The organism is Novosphingobium sp. BAM6 (assembly GCF_057784955.1).
The window spans coordinates 506,376-524,234 of the sequence record NZ_JBYNTR010000001.1 but is presented as its reverse complement, the minus strand read 5'-3'; the positions used below and the strand labels follow the sequence as shown (position 1 = coordinate 524,234).

The 17,859-nt window shown below is 65.4% G+C and carries 17 protein-coding genes; 4 read left to right on the top strand and 13 right to left on the bottom strand.

The annotated features are described in order from the left end of the window. Positions 1 to 11: 11 nt before the first annotated feature. Positions 12 to 3,260, bottom strand: a complete 3,249-nt coding sequence (locus AC3EC3_RS02505) for an intermembrane phospholipid transport YdbH family protein (protein WP_488488120.1) — start codon at positions 3,258 to 3,260, stop codon at positions 12 to 14. 51 nt (positions 3,261 to 3,311) lie between these two features. On the opposite strand from AC3EC3_RS02505, the gene radC reads away from it, so the two are divergent. Further along, positions 3,312 to 4,103 carry a RadC family protein gene (gene radC, locus AC3EC3_RS02500; RefSeq protein ID WP_488488119.1) on the top strand — a complete coding sequence of 264 codons (792 nt, stop codon included), beginning with the start codon at positions 3,312 to 3,314 and terminating at the stop codon, positions 4,101 to 4,103. A gap of 212 nt (positions 4,104 to 4,315) precedes the next feature. On the opposite strand, the gene AC3EC3_RS02495 is transcribed toward radC, so the two are convergent. The 7 genes from AC3EC3_RS02495 to AC3EC3_RS02465 all read right to left on the bottom strand — a co-directional run bounded on the left by AC3EC3_RS02495 (position 4,316) and on the right by AC3EC3_RS02465 (position 10,895). Next, the gene (locus AC3EC3_RS02495; protein WP_488488118.1) at positions 4,316 to 5,308 is read right to left on the bottom strand and encodes an aldo/keto reductase; all 993 of its coding nucleotides are present in this window, start codon (positions 5,306 to 5,308) and stop codon (positions 4,316 to 4,318) included. Further along, positions 5,308 to 6,267 (bottom strand): Gfo/Idh/MocA family oxidoreductase, encoded by a 960-nt coding sequence (locus AC3EC3_RS02490; protein WP_488488117.1) that lies wholly within the window; start codon positions 6,265 to 6,267, stop codon positions 5,308 to 5,310. Before AC3EC3_RS02490 ends, AC3EC3_RS02495 begins: the two co-directional genes overlap by 1 nt. 84 nt (positions 6,268 to 6,351) lie before the next feature. Continuing rightward, entirely contained in the window at positions 6,352 to 7,263 is a 912-nt protein-coding gene (locus AC3EC3_RS02485; RefSeq protein ID WP_488488116.1) for a class III extradiol dioxygenase subunit beta, read from the bottom strand. A 1-nt stretch (position 7,264) separates the two neighbouring features. Further along, positions 7,265 to 7,729, bottom strand: a complete 465-nt coding sequence (gene ligA / locus AC3EC3_RS02480) for a protocatechuate 4,5-dioxygenase subunit alpha (protein WP_488488115.1) — start codon at positions 7,727 to 7,729, stop codon at positions 7,265 to 7,267. Continuing rightward, the gene (locus AC3EC3_RS02475; protein WP_488488114.1) at positions 7,726 to 8,766 is read right to left on the bottom strand and encodes an amidohydrolase family protein; all 1,041 of its coding nucleotides are present in this window, start codon (positions 8,764 to 8,766) and stop codon (positions 7,726 to 7,728) included. Before AC3EC3_RS02475 ends, ligA begins: the two co-directional genes overlap by 4 nt. Further along, entirely contained in the window at positions 8,763 to 9,644 is an 882-nt protein-coding gene (locus AC3EC3_RS02470; protein ID WP_488488113.1) for an NAD(P)-dependent oxidoreductase, read from the bottom strand. Before AC3EC3_RS02470 ends, AC3EC3_RS02475 begins: the two co-directional genes overlap by 4 nt. Positions 9,645 to 9,743: 99 nt before the next feature. Continuing rightward, on the bottom strand, positions 9,744 to 10,895 hold the full coding sequence (locus AC3EC3_RS02465) for a LysR substrate-binding domain-containing protein (RefSeq protein ID WP_488488112.1): 1,152 nt from the start codon (positions 10,893 to 10,895) through the stop codon (positions 9,744 to 9,746). Between the two features lie 100 nt (positions 10,896 to 10,995). On the opposite strand from AC3EC3_RS02465, the gene ligK reads away from it, so the two are divergent. The 3 genes from ligK to AC3EC3_RS02450 all read left to right on the top strand — a co-directional run bounded on the left by ligK (position 10,996) and on the right by AC3EC3_RS02450 (position 13,646). Next, on the top strand, positions 10,996 to 11,670 hold the full coding sequence (gene ligK / locus AC3EC3_RS02460; RefSeq protein WP_260921545.1) for a 4-carboxy-4-hydroxy-2-oxoadipate aldolase/oxaloacetate decarboxylase: 675 nt from the start codon (positions 10,996 to 10,998) through the stop codon (positions 11,668 to 11,670). 73 nt (positions 11,671 to 11,743) lie between these two features. After that, complete coding sequence (locus AC3EC3_RS02455; protein ID WP_488488111.1) at positions 11,744 to 12,778, top strand: 4-oxalomesaconate tautomerase; 1,035 nt, start codon at positions 11,744 to 11,746, stop codon at positions 12,776 to 12,778. Next, on the top strand, positions 12,771 to 13,646 hold the full coding sequence (locus tag AC3EC3_RS02450) for an amidohydrolase family protein (protein WP_488488110.1): 876 nt from the start codon (positions 12,771 to 12,773) through the stop codon (positions 13,644 to 13,646). Before AC3EC3_RS02455 ends, AC3EC3_RS02450 begins: the two co-directional genes overlap by 8 nt. Positions 13,647 to 13,706: 60 nt before the next feature. Here AC3EC3_RS02450 and AC3EC3_RS02445 read toward each other — a convergent pair whose 3' ends face one another. The 5 genes from AC3EC3_RS02445 to AC3EC3_RS02425 form a co-directional block, all read right to left on the bottom strand. After that, positions 13,707 to 14,546 carry a class III extradiol dioxygenase family protein gene (locus AC3EC3_RS02445; protein WP_488488109.1) on the bottom strand — a complete coding sequence of 280 codons (840 nt, stop codon included), beginning with the start codon at positions 14,544 to 14,546 and terminating at the stop codon, positions 13,707 to 13,709. Positions 14,547 to 14,550: 4 nt separating this feature from the next. Next, positions 14,551 to 14,946 (bottom strand): protocatechuate 4,5-dioxygenase subunit alpha, encoded by a 396-nt coding sequence (locus AC3EC3_RS02440; protein WP_488488108.1) that lies wholly within the window; start codon positions 14,944 to 14,946, stop codon positions 14,551 to 14,553. A 154-nt stretch (positions 14,947 to 15,100) separates the two neighbouring features. Continuing rightward, entirely contained in the window at positions 15,101 to 15,901 is an 801-nt protein-coding gene (gene fdhD, locus AC3EC3_RS02435; RefSeq protein ID WP_488488107.1) for a formate dehydrogenase accessory sulfurtransferase FdhD, read from the bottom strand. An 8-nt stretch (positions 15,902 to 15,909) separates the two neighbouring features. Beyond that, entirely contained in the window at positions 15,910 to 16,620 is a 711-nt protein-coding gene (locus tag AC3EC3_RS02430) for a GDSL-type esterase/lipase family protein (protein WP_488488106.1), read from the bottom strand. A gap of 79 nt (positions 16,621 to 16,699) precedes the next feature. Continuing rightward, the gene (locus AC3EC3_RS02425) at positions 16,700 to 17,578 is read right to left on the bottom strand and encodes a LysR substrate-binding domain-containing protein (RefSeq protein ID WP_488488105.1); all 879 of its coding nucleotides are present in this window, start codon (positions 17,576 to 17,578) and stop codon (positions 16,700 to 16,702) included. Between the last annotated feature and the right edge of the window lie 281 nt (positions 17,579 to 17,859).

Below are 17,859 nucleotides of genomic sequence, written 5' to 3'. Positions count from 1 at the left end.
TACATACGACGTCATGGTCTTTTCTCGCTGTCTGAAGGCTGAATGTTGGAGGAGGTGGAAGGGACCGGCGGTGGAGGCGCCACAAGTACCGGCGTTTTCACCGGCTTGCCGTCGGTCCCGATCAGGCCGAGCGTGCGCGGATCGGTCACGAAAGTCGGATCATAGAGCGAGCGGACCGAGCCGAACAGCGAGAAGAACGGCGCCTTGATGTTGACGATGAAGCGAATGGGCAGCTTCGCGATGCGCTTGGTCAGGAAGTTCTGTGTCGCGCCGTCACCCTGACTGAGCCCGTCGAAGCGGATGCGCGTCAGGATATCGCCCGAGAGCGAGCCGCCAAGGTCGATCTCCATCGCCTTGTACTTGACCGAGCGCAGCGCCTGGAAGGCGAAATTGCCCATCGTGCCCAGATCCTTGTAGGTCAGCGCGCCCAGATAGGCCACCGATCCGCCCGGATCGCGCGAGCGCAGCACGCCCTCCTCGATCCGGCCACCGTTCTGGTCGAACACCAGCGGCACTTCGCCATCGAACACGCCGGTGGCATTGATATTGCCGACCTGCAGGTTTTGCACGAAGGTCGCTGCGTTCAGCCCAGTAACCTTCAACGTATAGTGCCGGGTCTCGGCAATGCCGAGGCGCATGGTGGTCGGCAGCAGCTCCAGCGTGCCATCCATGAACGGCCACTTCGCGCCGTTCACCTGCAATTCGTGCCCCGGTTTAATCTGGTACGAGAGCACCCCGTCCGACACCGCGATGCCGGGGTTGATGCCCTTGATCGCGACGCTCTGGTTCGGCGCCGTCACCAACCCCAGCAGGTCGGCGAAGTGGATCGTACCCGAAAGCCCCGTCACCGGACCAAAGGCGGCGGCAAAGTCCAGCCCCTTCGAGGCGAACTGGCCGTGGCTGGTCACGCCCTTCGCATTCCAGTCGATCCGTCCCGAGCCCGTGACCGTGCCCTTGAGGTCGGAGACGATGCCCAGCGCCAGCGAGGAAAGCTGCGCGGCCTGCAGCTGTTTATCGAAAGTGATCCCCGGCACGGCCAGATCGGCATGGCCCGAGGCATCGCGCAGATCGTGCAGGATCGAGACCTGCGTGACCAGCCGTCGCGTGCCCGGCTCCAGCAGGCGCGCTTCGGCGGTGATGCGGTTGTCGAACAGGCGCAGCGTGCCGCCTTGGGCCACCATCGGCTCGAACCGGCTGACCTTTTCGCGATCCTGCAGGCGGAAGCCGGCATCGCTGAGCGTGAGCGCCCCTTGCGCATAGGCCCACTTGCCCGCCGTATCGTGCAGGTCGAGCGGCACGGCGGCAAGCGAGACGTCCGCACCGCCGAAAGTACCCGCGATATCGCGCCCCAGCTTCGCTTCCAGATCGGCGACGTGGAACAGCGAGGCGCTCTCCTGCGGTCCCAGCGCGATACGCAGGTTCTGCGCCTTGACCATGCCCGGCCACGCGAAGCCGACCGGGCCGCTGGCGATATGCACCGGCGTTGCGCCCAGCTTGCCGGTAAGGTCGAGCGCGGAGACACCCGCCGCGACATGCCATGCCTCGCCCTGGCGGGTGAGAATGGGCTTGCCTGGCGTCGGGCAGACCGAGAGCTTGCGCGCATCGAGTGTCAGGTTGGCCAGCGTCAGGCCATCGAAGGAAATGTCCGTGCACCGCTCCCACAGCGCCAGATCGGCGCCTGCCGAGACATGCCCGTCGAGCGGGATCACCAGATTGCGCGCCTCGCCGCCCGGCAGCGCACCGCTCAACCTTGCGGCACCGCCGAAGGTCAGCGCGCCGCCGGGGGCCTGATGGACACTGAGGCGCGGCAGCGCGGCCAGTGCGTTACCGGCGCGGTATTCCTCCATGGAAACCTGCAGGCCCAGATGCCCGTCGCGCCCGGCCTCCATGCGCCCGGTGATCTTCGGCAGATCGACACCGCCGGTGAAGAAGTTGCCGCTCATACGCGGCATGCCGTGGCCCGAGGTCAGCAGTTGCAGCCTTGAGAGCGCGAGCACCGTCTGGCCGCTGCGCCCGGTCAGCGTGCCCATCGGCACCACCAGACTGTCGCCATCGGCACTGCGCCGGGCGACCATCTCGGCCTGGAAGCGACTGCCGCGCCCTTCGCGAACGAGCGCCCCGCGCATCTTCTGGAGCAGCGGCACCAGCAGCGTGCCCTCGCCCGCCGCCTGTACCTTCGCAAGCGCCCGGTCCGGCGCATCGCCCGGCACAAGACCCGTGCCCGAGACCGTCCCTTCAGCATCGAAGTGCGCAAGGTTCGCGCTCCCCCGCCCCTGCCCGTCGAACGTCAGGGTCGAGAGCCGGGCGAAGTCGGTGACGATCCCGCCCCCGGTCAAAGTATAGCGCGCCGTCACGTTGCCACCCCGCAGGCTGGCGCGCACGCTGCCCATGAGGCTGGCGGCGCGCTGGCGATCCAGCGAGAAAGCCCCGCCTGCAATCCCCAGCACCGCATCGCCGCCATCGAGATGTTGGTCGAGCGTCAGCTTCGCCTGCACCGCGCTTTGCGCCGCCACGAAGCCTTTCGCGGGGCACGAGGCCGAAGCCAGCCGGATCGGTCCCTCGAACGAGGGGCGCTCCGCCCGGACCCACAACTTGCCATAGGCGGTCAACCTGCCGGTCTGGCAACCGTCAACCTTCAGCCCCGGCGTCAACGCCGCCAGCGTGCCGGTGAAACCGCCGCGCAGTTCGCCCTGCCCGTCAAGCTTGAGCGCCACCCGCCCCTGATCCGCATCCACCAGCGCGCGCCCATCGCGCACCGCGATGTCGAGATCGGGCAGGCGGAACGGTTCCTTGCTACCGGTGAACAGCACCTTGTCGAGCGCGCCGAAGCTGGGCTTGCCGTGATGCACCGTGCCATAGAGGCGCGGCGCGACGAGCGTGATCCGTCCGATGCCCGGCAGCCCCCACCACAACCGGGTGGCGACATGAACTTCCTTCACCGTCAGATCAGGCTTTGCCGGATCGCCGATCACAAGGTCGGTGATGACCTGCTCGGACGGGCTGATCGTGCGCACTTTATACTGCGCGGGCAGACCCATGGCCTTCAGTTCGGAGGCGATCAGATCGTCGGCGATGCGCTTGCGCAGCACCCAGGCTGTGCCGCCCGCCGCCACGCCGACCAGCAGCACGGCGACCACGGCCCGGCGCCAGACGCGCGCTTTCCCGCCGCGATGCACCGCATCGTCGCGCTCTCCCGCAGGCAGGCTCTCGCCATCCGCCACGCGGGTCCAGTCGTCGCCGGGATTATCCTTATCCGCCATTCGTTCCATCACTTGCGCCGGGCCGCGACGAAAGGCAATGTCTCACTGCCGATGCCGGACGATACACCTCTCTTCGCCGACATGCCCGCAGCGCACCCCGCCCCGCGCGACCAACGCGATTCGCGCCCTCAGGTTGCGACCGAGGTTTCCCCAAGCCATGTTGCAAAACCGGGTCACGATCCGTCCGGCCACCGCCAGCGCCTGCGTGCAAGGCTGCTCGACGGCGGTGCAGAGGCGCTGGCCGACCACGAGGTGATCGAACTGCTGCTGATGCAGGCGGTGCCCCGGCGCGACATGAAACCGCTGGCACGCACGCTCCTCCAGCGCTTCGGTTCGCTCGCCGCCGTGCTGCAGGCCGATGCGCGCACGCTGGCCGGGCACCCCGGCATGGGCGAGGCGACGGTCGCCGCGCTCAAGATCGTGACCGTCGCCGCCACGCGTCTTGCCCGCCAGAAAGTGCGCGAGGCGCCGGTGATCGGATCGTGGCAGGCGCTGATCGACTATCTCACCATCGACATGGCGCACCTGACGGTCGAGCGCGTACGCGTGCTCTATCTCAATGCGCGCAATATGCTGATCCTCGACGACATGGTGGGCGAAGGCTCGATCGACGAGGCCGCGATCCATCCGCGCGAAGTGATCCGCCGCGCGCTCGACCTTGGCGCGACGGCGGTGATCCTCGTCCACAACCACCCCTCCGGCTCCCCCCAGCCCAGCCGCGCCGATATCGAGATCACCAACCGCATCGCCGAAGCCGGCCGCCTGCTGGGCGTCACCGTCCATGACCACGTGGTGATCGGTCGCGAAGGCCACATCAGTCTGCGCGCGCAGGGGCTGATCTAGAGCGGTTTCCGATCTGGCTGCGCAGATCGACCGACCTAGCTCTTTTGTTCGTCGCATTTTCCGAGTCATCAGGTGTTTCCACCTGATTGGAAAATGCTCCAGACGGGGATCAGACAGCCCCTCGCGCGACAGTCATTTAGCCCAAAAGCGAAAGGCCGGCCCCAGATGGGACCGGCCTTTTCTTTGTTTGGCAATGACCTGTGATCAATACATCAGACGTAGTCTTCGGTGTCGATCGTCTTGCGGATGACCTCGGGATAGCGGTGGCCCGAGACGGTCTGCTGGTTGATCAGATCGCCCGCGCGGGTCAGGATCGCCGCCGGGATGTCCAGCGCGGCGACCGCGTGGTTCTGTTCCCAGTGTGCGATCGAGCGGGTGCCGGGGATCGCGTGGATGTGCCCGGCCTGCGCCAGAACCCAGCCGTTCGCCAGTTGCGCCGGGGTGATCCCGGCTTCTGCCGCGAGCGCATCGAACGCGTCGATCAGTTCGCGGTTGCGGGTCCAGTTGGTGCCCTGGAAGCGCGGCATACCACGACGCAGATCCTTCTCGACCAGCGTCTCGATATCCTTGAGTTCACCGCCCAGCGCCCCGCGCGCCACCGACGAGAAGGCGACGAGCGCGATGCCCAGCGCACGGGTGGTCTCCAGCACGCCCAGTTCGACATTGCGCGTCCACAGTGAATATTCGGTCTGCACCGCTGCCACCGGATGGACGGCATGGGCTTCGCGAATATGCGCCGAAGACCACTCCGAAACGCCGTAAGCGCCGATCTTCCCGGCCTCGATGGCGCGCACCATGGCGCCCACCGAGTCCGCGATCGGCACCTTGGGATCGAAGCGGTGCATGTAGAACAGGTCGACATGATCGGTGCCCAGCCGCTTCAGGCTGGCATCGAGCGAGGCAGTGATCGCATCGGGGCTGCAATCGATCCCGCGACGCACGCCGTCGACGATAATCCCGGTCTTGGTAGCCAGGAAGAACTCGTCGCGGCGATCCATGATCGCTTCGGACAGGATCTCCTCCGACACGCCCATTCCGTAGATATTGGCGGTGTCGAAGTGATCGCAGCCGTTATCGAGCGCGTGGCGGAACAGGGCCACGGCATCCTCGCGCGAGGGCGGCGTGCCATAGGCCCAGGCCACGTTCATGCAGCCCAGCCCCATCGGGTTGAGCTGCTTTCCGGCGAGGACGCGGGTGCGGGTCATCAGGCCCAGCCGTCCTGCGCTTCGAGGCTGGCGGCCAGTTCGCCGATCACGCGGTAGCAATCGAGCACCGAGGCAATCGAGCTGTTGGGCTGGCGCCCTTCCTTGATCGCGGCGATGAATTCGCGGTCCTGAAGCTCGATGCCGTTCATCGAGATGTCCACCTTCGAAACGTCGATCGGCTCTTCGCGGCCGGTGACGAGATCGTCGTAGCGCGCGATATAGGTGCCGGTGTCGCCGATGTAGCGGAAGAAGGTGCCGAGCGGGCCGTCGTTGTTGAACGAGAGCGCAAGGGTCAGGATCTGGCCTGCCTCGGTCTTGAGCTGGATCGACATGTCCATGGCGATGCCCAGTTCAGGGTGCTTGGGCCCCTGCAGCACGTTGGCCGCGATCACCTTCGAGCCGGTCATGTACTGGAAGATGTCGATCGAGTGGGCCGAGTGGTGCCACAGCAGGTGGTCGGTCCACGAACGGGCCTCGCCCTTGGCGTTCATGTTCTTGCGACGGAAGAAGAACGTTTCGATGTCCATCGCCTGGATGTTGAATTCACCGGCGTCGATCTTGTTCTTCACCCACTGGTGCGAGGGGTTGAAGCGGCGGGTGTGGCCGACCATGCAGACAAGGCCGGTTTCCTCGGCCTTGGCGGCAACCGCCTGGGCATCGGCCCAGGTATCGGCGGCGGGGATTTCCACCTGTACGTGCTTGCCCGCGTTCATGCAGGCGATGGCCTGCTCGGCATGCATCTGGGTAGGCGTGCACAGGATCACGGCATCGACGTCGGGCAGCGCCAGCGCTTCTGCAAGATCGGTGCCCGAGTGCGGCGCGCCATACTTGGCGGCGACTTCCGCTGCCTGCTCTGCCGAGCGCGAGATGACCGAGGCGATTTCAACGCCGTCGATATTCTTGAGGCCGTCGAGGTGCTTTTCGCCGAAGGCACCGGCGCCGATAAGGGCGATACGCATGGATTTCTCCTTTGTGGGAATGCGTCTTGAAAAGGGGAATGCCCGGCTGCTCGGGAAAGAGCAACCGGGCAGGCAGGGTTTGGATCAGCCGAGCGTCACGTCGTGCGCGGACGCCGCGGCTTCCAGCGTGTGGCTGGGCGGCACTTCGCCATCGACCGGTTCGAGCACGAGGTGCCCGATCGCGGTATTCGAGCACGGCACGTGGTAATGGCGGTGGAGCAGCCTGGTCTCGCGACCCATGGCGCCGCGCATGATCAGCCACATGACCATCTCGATACCTTCCGAGCCGGTCTCGCGCAGATACTCGATATGCGGGATCTTGCGCGCTTCCTGCGTGGTGCCGACCAGCTTGTCCATGAAGGCATTGTCCCACTCGGCATTGATCAGGCCGGCGCGGGGGCCCTGAAGCTGGTGGCTCATGCCACCGGTGCCCCAGATCTGGACGTTGAGGTCTTCGGGGAACGACTGCACCGCACGCGCGATCGCCTCGCCCAGCAGCCAGCAGCGGTTGCCCGACGGCGGCGGATAGGTGACGACGTTCACCGCGAGCGGAATGACCTTGCACGGCCATTCGGGCACTTCGCCGAACATCATCGAGAGCGGCACGGTCAGGCCATGATCCACATCCATCTCGTTGATGACGGTCATGTCGAACTCGTCGAGCACGAGGCTCTGGGCGATGTGCCAGGCAAGGTCGGGATGACCTTCGACGTCGGGCACAGGGCGCGGGCCCCAGCCTTCGTCGGCGGGCTTGTAGCGCTCGCCGCAGCCGATCGCGAAAGTCGGGATGATCTTCATGTCGAACGCCGAGGCGTGATCGTTGTAGACCAGGATCACGACGTCGGGCTTGACCTCGGGCTTCTTCAGCCAATCGCGGGTCCAGTCGTAGCCGGAGAAGATTGGCGTGAAGTAATCGTCGCGCTCCTTGCCCTGATCGGCAGCGACGCCAAGCAGGGGAACGTGGCTGGAGGCGACGCCAGCGGTAATGCGAGCCATCTCAGTGGGTCTCCGTCGTCTTGTCATCAGGCGTCAGGACGGCATCGTGCGCCTTCGCCTCGTTCTCGCGGATCGAGCGCTGCCCCTCGGGCGAGCGGCCACCGGCGTTCATCATCGCGGCATAATCGGGCACGGTCATGCCGGTCATCGTCGAGACGGCCTGCAGGAACGACTGGCCATCGGTCGAAAAGACCTTGGCCATGAAGTAGATGTTGCCGCCAAGATCGAGAAGCCGGTTGTAATCGCGGTCAAGCACCGCCTGCTTCTGCTCCGGGGTCATCGGGAAGCGATCGAGATAGGCGGGCTCGTCGGCCAGCCACTCCGCACGCCCCTCGGGCTTCATCAGCGTCATCGCGAACTGGTTGAGGTGATAGCCCCGGCGCGCGCGTGCTGCGGTGAACACGCGGGTGCCCGGAATATCCTCGAAGTCAGCGAGATACTCGTGAATGTCGACGTAGCCGCTCACGGCCGCTCCTCCTTCAGACCCTTTTCGTTCAACCGGGCATCGAGGCGCGGGAACACCGTGCGCACGTTGCCCTCGAAGATCATGTGGCGTTCGTGGTCCGAGATATCCAGAGCATCGACATAGCGCTTGGTATCGTCGAAGTAGTGCCCGGTCTGCGGATCGATCCCGCGGACCGCGCCGACCATTTCCGAACCGAACAGGATGTTCTTGTTCTCGATCACGTCGGCCAGCAGGTTGATGCCCGGCTGGTGATAGACGCAGGTATCGAAGAACACGTTCTTCATGATGTATTCGTCGAGCGAAGGCTTCTTGAGCATGTCCGCCAGACCGCGATAACGGCCCCAGTGATAGGGCACCGCGCCGCCGCCGTGCGGGATGATGAAGCGCAGCTTGGGGAACTTCGCGAAGAGATCGCCCTGCATCAGCTGCATGAACGCAACCGTGTCAGCCGCCAGATAGAAGCCGCCGGTCGCGTGCATCGCCGGGTTGCACGAACCCGAGACGTGGATCATCGCGGGCACGTCCAGCTCGGACATGACCTCGTAGATCGGGAACCAGTACTCGTCGGTCAGCGGCGGGTGCTCGAAGTGGCCGCCGCCCGGATCGGGATTGAGGTTGCAGCCGATGAAGCCCAGTTCCTCGACGCAGCGGCGCAGTTCCCTGATCGATGCGGTAAGGTCCGCCTTCGGGCTCTGCGGCAGCATGCACACGCCCACAAAAGTCTCGGGGAAGAGGTGGACGACGCGCGCGATCAGGTTGTTGCAGTGAACCGCCCAGGCCTCGCTCATCGCCTGATCGCCGATGTGGTGGGCCATGGCGCTGGCGCGCGGCGAGAAGATCGTCAGGTCCGCGCCGCGCTCCTTGATGAGCTTGAGCTGGTTCTGCTCGATCGTCTCGATGATCTCGGCATCCGAGATCTCGGGGTACGGCGGCGCTTCCTCGCCTGCCTTGAAAGCGGCGATCTGTGCCTCGCGCCAGGCGTCGTGCGCCTTGGGGAGGACGGTGTAGTGTCCGTGACAGTCGATGACGCGGGTCATTGTTCGCTGTGTTCCTTCCAGCCATTCGTCGCGGTGATCGCCGCGAGCTTTTCGTTGAAACCTTCCGGCACCGGCCGGATCCCGAGCCCGCCGAGCGAGCCCTGCCACGAGACCGTGCCTGCGGTCATGCGCGGGGCGATCCCCAGCGCGTCCAGCATCAGCGCGGCCTCGGCCATTTCCGCCGAGCGACGCGTGCCGTGCACGATCATGCGGTCGAGATTGTAGTCGGCACGCTGCTGCCAGTTGCCAGTTTTCCCGCCAGCCTTCTCGCTGGCATCGAGCGAGGCAAGCACTTCGTCCGCCACGCCCTCGGCCTCGGCCGCCATCATCATTTCGGCAGTGAGCGCTTCCAAGCCCTTGACCATGACCGAGCGGACCAGCTTGATCGCGGACGCTCGCCCAACGTCGGCACCGACCGCGCGAATCTTGGCAAAGCCCGCAGCGCCGAGCACCTGCACGGCCTCGTCCGCATCGGGACCGGCGACCAGCAGCGGCACATTGAGACGTGCGGGATCGACCGGCGCCATCACCGCAACGTCGACATAACGCCCCTTCCCGGCATTCACCAGTTCGGCATTCGCCCGCTTGGTCTGCGGCGCAATCGAGTTCATGTCGCAGAACAGCGCGCCTTCACCCAGCAGCGGCGCGGCGGCTTCAGCCACATCGCGGGCCGCATCGGCGGTCACCAGCGAGAGCACCACACTCGCCCCGTCGAGCGCCTCGGCCAGACTGTCGCAGGCGATAACGCCGAGCGAAGTCATCTCGTCACGGCGACCCGCTGCAATATCGAAGGCGCAAGCCTCGGATTCCCAGCCTGCGGCACGCGCAAACGTCGATCCAGCCTCTCCGAAGCCTATAAGGGCAATGGTTTTGCTCATGGCACCTCATGTGCCCTGCGAGGCGGAAAGCCGCCAATCGGAAGTGGCCGGGCGGTATAACCTGCGCCTAATCACCCGCACTCGGATACCGCCTGCAAACTATCCTTCCTCGATCGCCGCAGCCGCCAGATCCTCGAAGAATTCGCGCTGGACTTCGGTCGGGCGCAGCGAGCCGCGCGTGGTCATCCCGATGGTGCGATGGAAGCCCTTGGGCGGGCGCCCCAGTTCGCAGAGCCACCCGGCCTGCACTTCCACCGTCACCTGATCGGGCGAGAGCAGCGCGATGATATCGCTCTCCAGCATGATCTGGCGCATCATCATCACCGAACCGGATTCGATCGGGACTTCGGGCAGCGGCACGCCCGCCGCCGCGAAGAAGCGCTCGCAGCTGTCGCGCAGCGGCGCGCCCTGCGGCGGCAGCACGATGGGATAGGCCGCCAGTTGCTCCGGCCCCGCATCCGAGCCTGCCAGTGGATGCCCGACGCGCCCGAAGAATGCCGGCATGTCATCGAACAGCGGATGCTGGGCAAGGTCCGTCTCGATCAGCGGATCGCGCAAGGCCCCGACCATCACGTCGAGCGTGCCGCTGCGCAGCGGCTCGACCAGTTCCACGCGTGAGCCCTCGACAATGGTGAGTTTCACCTTGGGGCGCCGCCGCATGAACCGCGCCACCGCACGCGGCAGCACACGAGCACGCGAGAGCGGCATGGCACCGATGGTGATGCGCCGGGTCTCGTGGCCGCGCAGTGCGTCGATTTCGGAAAGCCCGGTTTCCAGCTCCACTTTCGCCAGCCGGAACTCGCGCGCCAGTTGCGTGCCCGCCTCGGTGGTGATGACCACCTTGCCCCGGCGCACCACCAACGGGCGGCGCAGCGCCAGCGACAGGTCGTTCACCGCGCGGTGGATCGAAGGAAGCGACAGCCCCGTCGCCTGCCCTGCCCCTGCATAGCTGCCCGTCTCCGCCAGTGCGAGCAGCGCGCGCAGGCGACTCATGGTGACATGCGGGCTCTGCACATGCTCCAGCGCGGCATGGATACGCGGCGCGAAGGCCTCGCCCGCCTGCGTCGGGATCATGCCGTCGTGTCGTCGCTCGAACAGCGGCATGCCGAGCTGCGACTCGAGTCGTCCCAACGCCTGTGTTATTGCGGGTTGGGACAGATTCACGGCGATCGCGGCGGCATTCACTGTGCCCAATTCCGCGATTTTCCCCACGGCACGCAAGTGCCTGAGGTTCAGGTTCCAGATCTCCATGACTCATCACTTAGCCAAAACCTATCGCCAAGCCAAAGTTTCTCTTTCACCCTTGACGCGTTCGCTCCCATCTAGCGCAAGGTAGAGAAGGAGTGACCTGATGAGTGGTATTGTCGTCCAGAACATCGAACGCGCGGACCAGGACGTGATCGACGGCCTCGCCGCCTGCGGCGTGGCGACCGTTCATGAAGCGCAGGGCCGCACCGGCCTGCTCGCCAGCTACATGACCCCGATCTATCGCGGCGCACGCATTGCCGGATCGGCCGTGACGATCAGCGCCCCTCCGGGCGACAACTGGATGGTGCACGTCGCCATCGAACAGCTGAAGGCCGGTGACGTGCTGCTGCTCGCCCCGACCAGCCCTTGCGAGGACGGCTACTTCGGCGACCTGCTCGCCACCAGCGCCATCGCCCGCGGCTGCCGTGGCCTGATCATCGACGCAGGCGTGCGCGACGTGCGCGATCTGACCGAGATGGAATTCCCCGTGTGGTCCAAGGCGATCCATGCGCAGGGCACGGTGAAGAACACGCTCGGCTCGGTCAACGTGCCGGTCGTCTGCGCCAATGCCGCCGTCCAGCCGGGCGACGTGATCGTGGCCGACGATGACGGCGTGGTCGTGGTGCCGCGCGAAAAGGCCGCAGAAGTGCTCAAAGCCGCACAGGCCCGCGAAGCCAACGAAGGCGAAAAGCGCGAGAAGCTGGCAAACGGCGTGCTCGGCCTCGACATGTACAAGATGCGCGAGCGTCTTGAAAAGGAAGGCCTGAAGTATGTCTGACCCGGCCCCTTCAGCAGAAGTGGGAACCGGTTCTGCGCCCGGAAGGGCCGCCAAAGAGTCCAGCGCTCCCTGCATGTGGATGCGGGGCGGGACGTCCAAGGGCGGGTACTTCCTGAAGGATGACCTGCCCGCAGACCCGGCCGAGCGGGACGCGTTCCTGCTCGGCGTCATGGGCTCCCCCGATCCGCGCCAGATCGACGGCATGGGCGGCGCCGATCCGCTGACCAGCAAGGTGGGCGTGGTTTCGAAGTCGGACCGCGAGGGCATCGACGTCGAGTATCACTTCTTCCAGGTCTTCGTGGATCAGGCGATCGTCTCGGACGCGCAGAACTGCGGCAACATCCTTGCCGGGATCGGCCCCTTCGCCATCGAGCGCGGCCTTGTTGCTGCCACCGGCGACGAGACCAAGGTAACGATCTACATGGTCAACACCGATCAGGTCGCCGTCGCCACCGTGCAGACGCCGGGTGGTGAAGTCACCTATAAGGGCGATGCGAAGATCGACGGCGTTCCGGGCAGCCATGCCCCGGTCCCGCTGGAATTTCGCGACACGGCCGGGTCGATGACCGGCGCGCTGCTGCCCACCGGCAACGTGGTGGACGAGGTCTGCGGCGTGAAGGTCACGCTGATCGACAACGGCATGCCATGCGTGGTGATGAAAGCCGAGGATCTGGGCGTCACCGGCTATGAGGACCGCGAGACGCTCGATGCCGACAGCGCCCTCAAGGAAAAGCTGGAAGCGATCCGCCTGGCCGTGGGCGAGCGGATGAACCTTGGCGACGTCAAGGACAAGTCGGTCCCCAAGATGTTCCTCGTCTCACCCCCGAAGAACGGCGGCGCGATCAACACCCGCAGCTTCATTCCGCACCGCGCCCATGCGACGGTCGGCGTGCTCGCTGCAGTCACGGTGGCCACGGCAGCGCTGCTCGAAGGCTCGCCTGCTGCGGAAGTGGCGCATATCCCGGATGGCGCGCGCAAGACCCTCTCGGTCGAGCATCCCACCGGCGAGATGAGCTGCGTGCTCGAAGTCAACGAAGCGGGCGATGTCACCAGCGCCGCGCTGCTGCGCACGGCGCGCAAGCTGATGGATGGAATTGTCTATGCCTGATCGTATCCTCTCCTGGCACAGCTCGCCGAGCAAGCCCGCTTTCACGCCGCCGGCGGGGGCCATCGACGCGCACTGCCACGTCTTCGGGCCGATGGCCGAGTTCCCGTTCAGCGCCAAGGCGAAATACCTGCCGCAGGACGCCGGGCCGGATATGCTCTTTGCCTTGCGCGATCACCTGGGCTTTGCCCGCAACGTGATCGTTCAGGCGAGCTGCCACGGCACCGACAACGCCGCAACGCTCGACGCCATCGCCAAGAGCGGCGGGAAAGCACGCGGTGTCGCGGTGGTCGATCCGGACATTTCGGAAGCCGATCTCCTTGCGCTGCACGAAGGCGGAATGCGCGGCATCCGCTTCAATTTCCTCAAGCGCCTTGTCGACAATGCGCCCAAGGACAAGTTCCTCGAAGTCGCCAGCCGCCTGCCGGAAGGCTGGCACGTGGTGATCTACTTCGAGGCCGATATCCTTGAGGAACTGCGCCCGTTCATCGATGCGATCCCGGTGCCGGTGGTGATCGACCACATGGGCCGCCCGGACGTCAGCCAGGGGCCCGATGGCGCCGACATGAAGGCGTTCCGCAGCCTTCTGGAAAGCCGCGAGGACATCTGGTTCAAGGCCACCTGCCCGGATCGCCTCGATGCCTTGGGCGATCCGTGGGACGACTTCGCCAAGGCGGTTGCGCCGCTGGTGGCCGACTATCAGGACCGCGTGATCTGGGGCACCGACTGGCCGCACCCGAACATGCAGGACAACATCCCCGACGATGGCCACCTTGTCGACATGATCCCCCGGATCGCGCCGACGGCAGAACTTCAGGAGAAGCTGCTGGTGACCAATCCGATGCGGCTCTACTGGCCCGAGGAACTCTGACACGCACAAGCCCCGGCGGATCGCTCCACCGGGGCTTTTCTTTTTATCGCATACGGTTGCTCAAGCCGGTTCAAGCACCATCGTAGCCCCTGCCGTGTTCGAGATCGGCGCGTGGTAATTGCGGTGCGTCTCCACGGCGCTTGCTCCCAGCGCCCCGCGCGCGGCGATCCAGTTGACCAGTTCGACGCCCTGCGCACCTGACAGCCGGATGATCTCCTCGATGCTGTCCGCCGCGATCCGGTCCGGGTCGCTGGCCAGCCGGTCCATGCACAGGCGGTCGTATTCGGGGTTGAGGAAGCCCGCCCGCTCGCCATCCAGCTGGTGCGAGAGGCCGCCGGTGCCGATCACCACGATGCGCTCGTCACCCTTCCAGCTGGAGAGCGCCCGACCGACGCTACGGCCGAGTTCGAGGCAGCGGCGAGCGCTGGGCAGCGGGAACTGTACGGTGTTGATCGCGATCGGCACCAGCTTGACCGGCCAGGCATCGCAATCGGGATAGGCCAGCTCGAACGGGATCGACAGCGCGTGATCCACCAGCATCGACTGGCATGTCGTGATGTCGAAATCATCACCGACAAGCTGCTCGATAACATGCCAGCTGAGTGCAGGATGACCGGAAAAGGGTTTGAAAACAGGCAGCCCCCAGCCCTCGTCCTTGTTGAAGTATTCCGCCGCCGCCCCGACCGCGAAAGTCGGCATCTTGTCGAGGAAGAAGTTCAGCCCGTGGTCGTTGTAGAAGCACACGGCAACATCCGGGCGGGTTTCGGCGAGCCATTCGCGGACCGGGGGATAGCCGTCGAAGAACGGTTTCCAGTACGGGTCCTGCTGCTTGCCGCCAAAGATCGCCCCGCCGATCGAGGGGACGTGGCTGGTGAAGTATGCACCGACGACTTTTGCCATGATCTTATGCCTTTCCCTGATCGATGAGATGCTGGCGAAATGCCTCGACGCTCATGCCCGTCTGCTGCGCACCGATGTCCTGCACGTTGAGCCCGAAAATCCCCGCCAGCTTGGCGAGATAGTAGATGTTGCCGCCAGCCTCGATCATCGCCAGCACGTTGCGCGATCGGACCGCCTCGCGCTGCTGCGGTGTCAGGTGGAACTGCGCACAGTAGGCGTCCTCGTCATTACGGAAAGCCACGCGATTACGGGCATCGTTGAAGGAAAAGCACATGGCGTTGAGCTGGTAGCCCTTCGCCGCCGCCGCCCCGTCGAAGAACGGTGTGCCCGGCACCGGTGAGTGGATTTCATGCCTTTCGAGCGACGGAATTTCCGCCTCGACAGCTGTACTCTGGTTCATCGTTGCGCGGCTCCTTCTCCCGGTCTCGATGGCCCCGGATGCCGCGCCGCCTGACGGCAATCCTTGACCTCGATCAAACTGCGGCTCGCACAGCCTTCCGAACGATCAGAATTAGCGAGATATTATCACGCATAGAAACGCCTCTGCTCGGTCCTCACTCCGGCGCAGGCATCCACAGCATCGTATCGTCGCGCGCCACCGCCGCGATCGACAGCCCGGCGGCATGAGCACGACGCACGGCAAGGTCGGTCGGCGCCGAGATCGCCACCAGCAAGGGCACCCCTGCGCGCACCGTCTTCTCGACCAGTTCGTAGGAGCAGCGCGAGGTCATCACCACGAAGCCCTCGGATGGATCGCGCCCTTCGCGCGCCAACGCCCCCAGCAGTTTGTCGAGCGCATTGTGACGCCCGACATCCTCGCGCACGAGATGCAGCATGCCCTGCTCATCGGCAAAGCCCGCGGCATGGCTGGCGCGGGTCTCGCGCCCCAAGGGCTGGCGTTCGCGCAGGGCGTGGAGCGCGCGGGCGATGGCTTCGGGCGTTGCGCCGGTGCGCCGCCCCAAAGGCGGCAGCGGGCGCAGCGCAGCCTCGACGCTCTCGATCCCGCAGATCCCGCAGGCGCTGTCGCCCACCCGTCCGCGCGCGCGGCGCATCACCGGTTCGAGGCGATGCGCAGGCAGGGTCACGCGCGCGACGTGCCCCGTGCCCCAGAGCGCATCCTCCACGGCGTGCAGCGCGATTTCGCCGATTTCGGAGGCTTCCGCCAGCCCTTCGCCGAGCAGGAAGCCGGTGACGAAATCCTCAAGGTCGATGGGCGTCGCCATCATCACGGCATAGGCCATGCCGTTGATCTCGATGGCGACCGGCGCCTCGACCGGCAGCGCGATTTCGACCGGATCACCAGCCGACCCGTCATAGGCACGGCGGCTGGCCGGGAATATCGCGCTTCCGGTCATGGCCCCGCTCACGGCTTCTGCGCCATCGCCTGCCGGATCGCCGCCTCTGCCAGAGGCTGCATCGCGGCGTAGCCTGCGGGATTGGGATGCACGCTGTCGAGCCCGAGTTCGGGCTTCAGCGCCCCCGATGGATCGGCCAGCACGCGCGCGTAGTCGACAAAGACGATCCGGTGCGCTTTCGCATAGGCAGCCAGACGCGCGTTGATCGCCACGATCTCCGCCCCCGGATCGCCGACCTCGGGCCGCCAGTTGAAATAGCGCGTCGGCGGTATCCCTGCGAGCACCACACGGATGCCGTTGGCCCGTGCGAGTTCGACCATCGAGACGATATAGCCGTAAATCTCGTCCGGCGTTTCCGGCCCGGTATTGCCCGCCACATCGTTCGTGGCCGCCATGATATGGACGACAGCCGGATGCAGCGCGATCACATCGGAGCGGAAGCGCAGCAACATCTGCGGTGCCGTCTGCCCGGAAATCCCGCGCCCGATATGGTCGGCGCGATCGCGCAGATAGGGCTCGCGCGCCCAGTTCTGGGTGATCGAATCGCCCATGAACACCACGCGGGCGGGATCGTCATGACCGCCAAGCGCTTCGTTCTCGGCCCGGTAGCGGGCAAGGTTGCCGAAATCGCCTGACGGCATCTGAGCCCGCGCCGCCATACCCACAGGCAAAGCGCCCAGTACCAGAGCGAACAGCGGCACGGCTATCCATTTGCGCATCGTTTCTCCAGTCGTCGACGGCCAGCATGCCCCCCATGCTTTCCTGTCGCCGCTTTCCTGAACCACACCTGTCGTCGTATCAATCCACCGGCTCATCCAGAAGAATAGACCGGAAGCGTGCCGCCGCCGGTGTCAGCGTTTCCTTGTGAACCATCCAGAGATCACTGGTGAACGGCACGTCGAGATCCCTGAACACAAGCCTTTCCACACTGATCCGGGCCAGCGAGTTCGACACCACGGTCAGTCCGAAGCCTGCCGCCGTCAGGCCGAGCAGCGTGGCCAGGCTGGAGGCTTCGAGCACCACGTCAGCCTCGAATCCTTCCGCACGGCACAGCGCAACAAGGTGATCGGCAAAGCCTGCCGCACGACTGCCCCCATAGAACACCAGCGGCTCCCCACGCAGGTCGGAGACCCGCGGGCGGCGATCCAGCGTGACGAACCGGTGATCGTCGCGCATCGCCACCACCAGCCCCTCCCGCAGCAGGCATTGCGAGACGAGACCCGGCGGCAGCGGCGGATCGACCAATGAACGCACGAGCGCGATGTCGATCTCGTCCCGAACTACACCGTCGATCTGCAGATCGCGCGCCAGTTCGTGGAGGTCGAGCCGGACCAGTTCGTTCTCCTGACGAAACCCTGATAGCGCCTTGACGATGCCCGGCATGAAAGGAACCGAAGTGGAGAACGACAGCGACAGCCGCCCGATCTCGCCGCGCTGCGCCCGGCGGGCGGTAAGCATGGCATGCTCGGCCTGATCGAGTGTCGCCTGCGCTTCGGGCACGAACTGGCGCCCGGCGACGGTCAGCTGCACCCGGCGGCTGGTACGCTCGAACAGTTGCACACCCAGTTCCTCTTCCAGCGCGCGCACCTGCTGGCTGAGCGGCGGCTGCGAAATACCCAGCCGCGCCGCGGCCCGCCCGAAGTGCAGTTCCTCGGCAACGCAGAGAAAATATCGCAAGTGTCTCAGATCCATGGCATCAATTCGTCCAGCCTATCGATCCAGCCGTAATATATATTGGACACATGCCTGACCAGAGGCCATCCGAAGCGTGAAAGCGCAACCATGCGTGCTCAATTTCAGCCGAAGCGACCGGGAATGCCCGGCAAAGCCCGGAACCTTCGCCCCCTGAACGTCAGGGCTTCAGCGACAGGCTTCGCCTGCCGCGCTGTCGTTTTTGGGCGAGCGACTCCGGTCCATCGAAATTTCGGGTTGAGGATTTGCTGTCGTCCGGTGGCCCC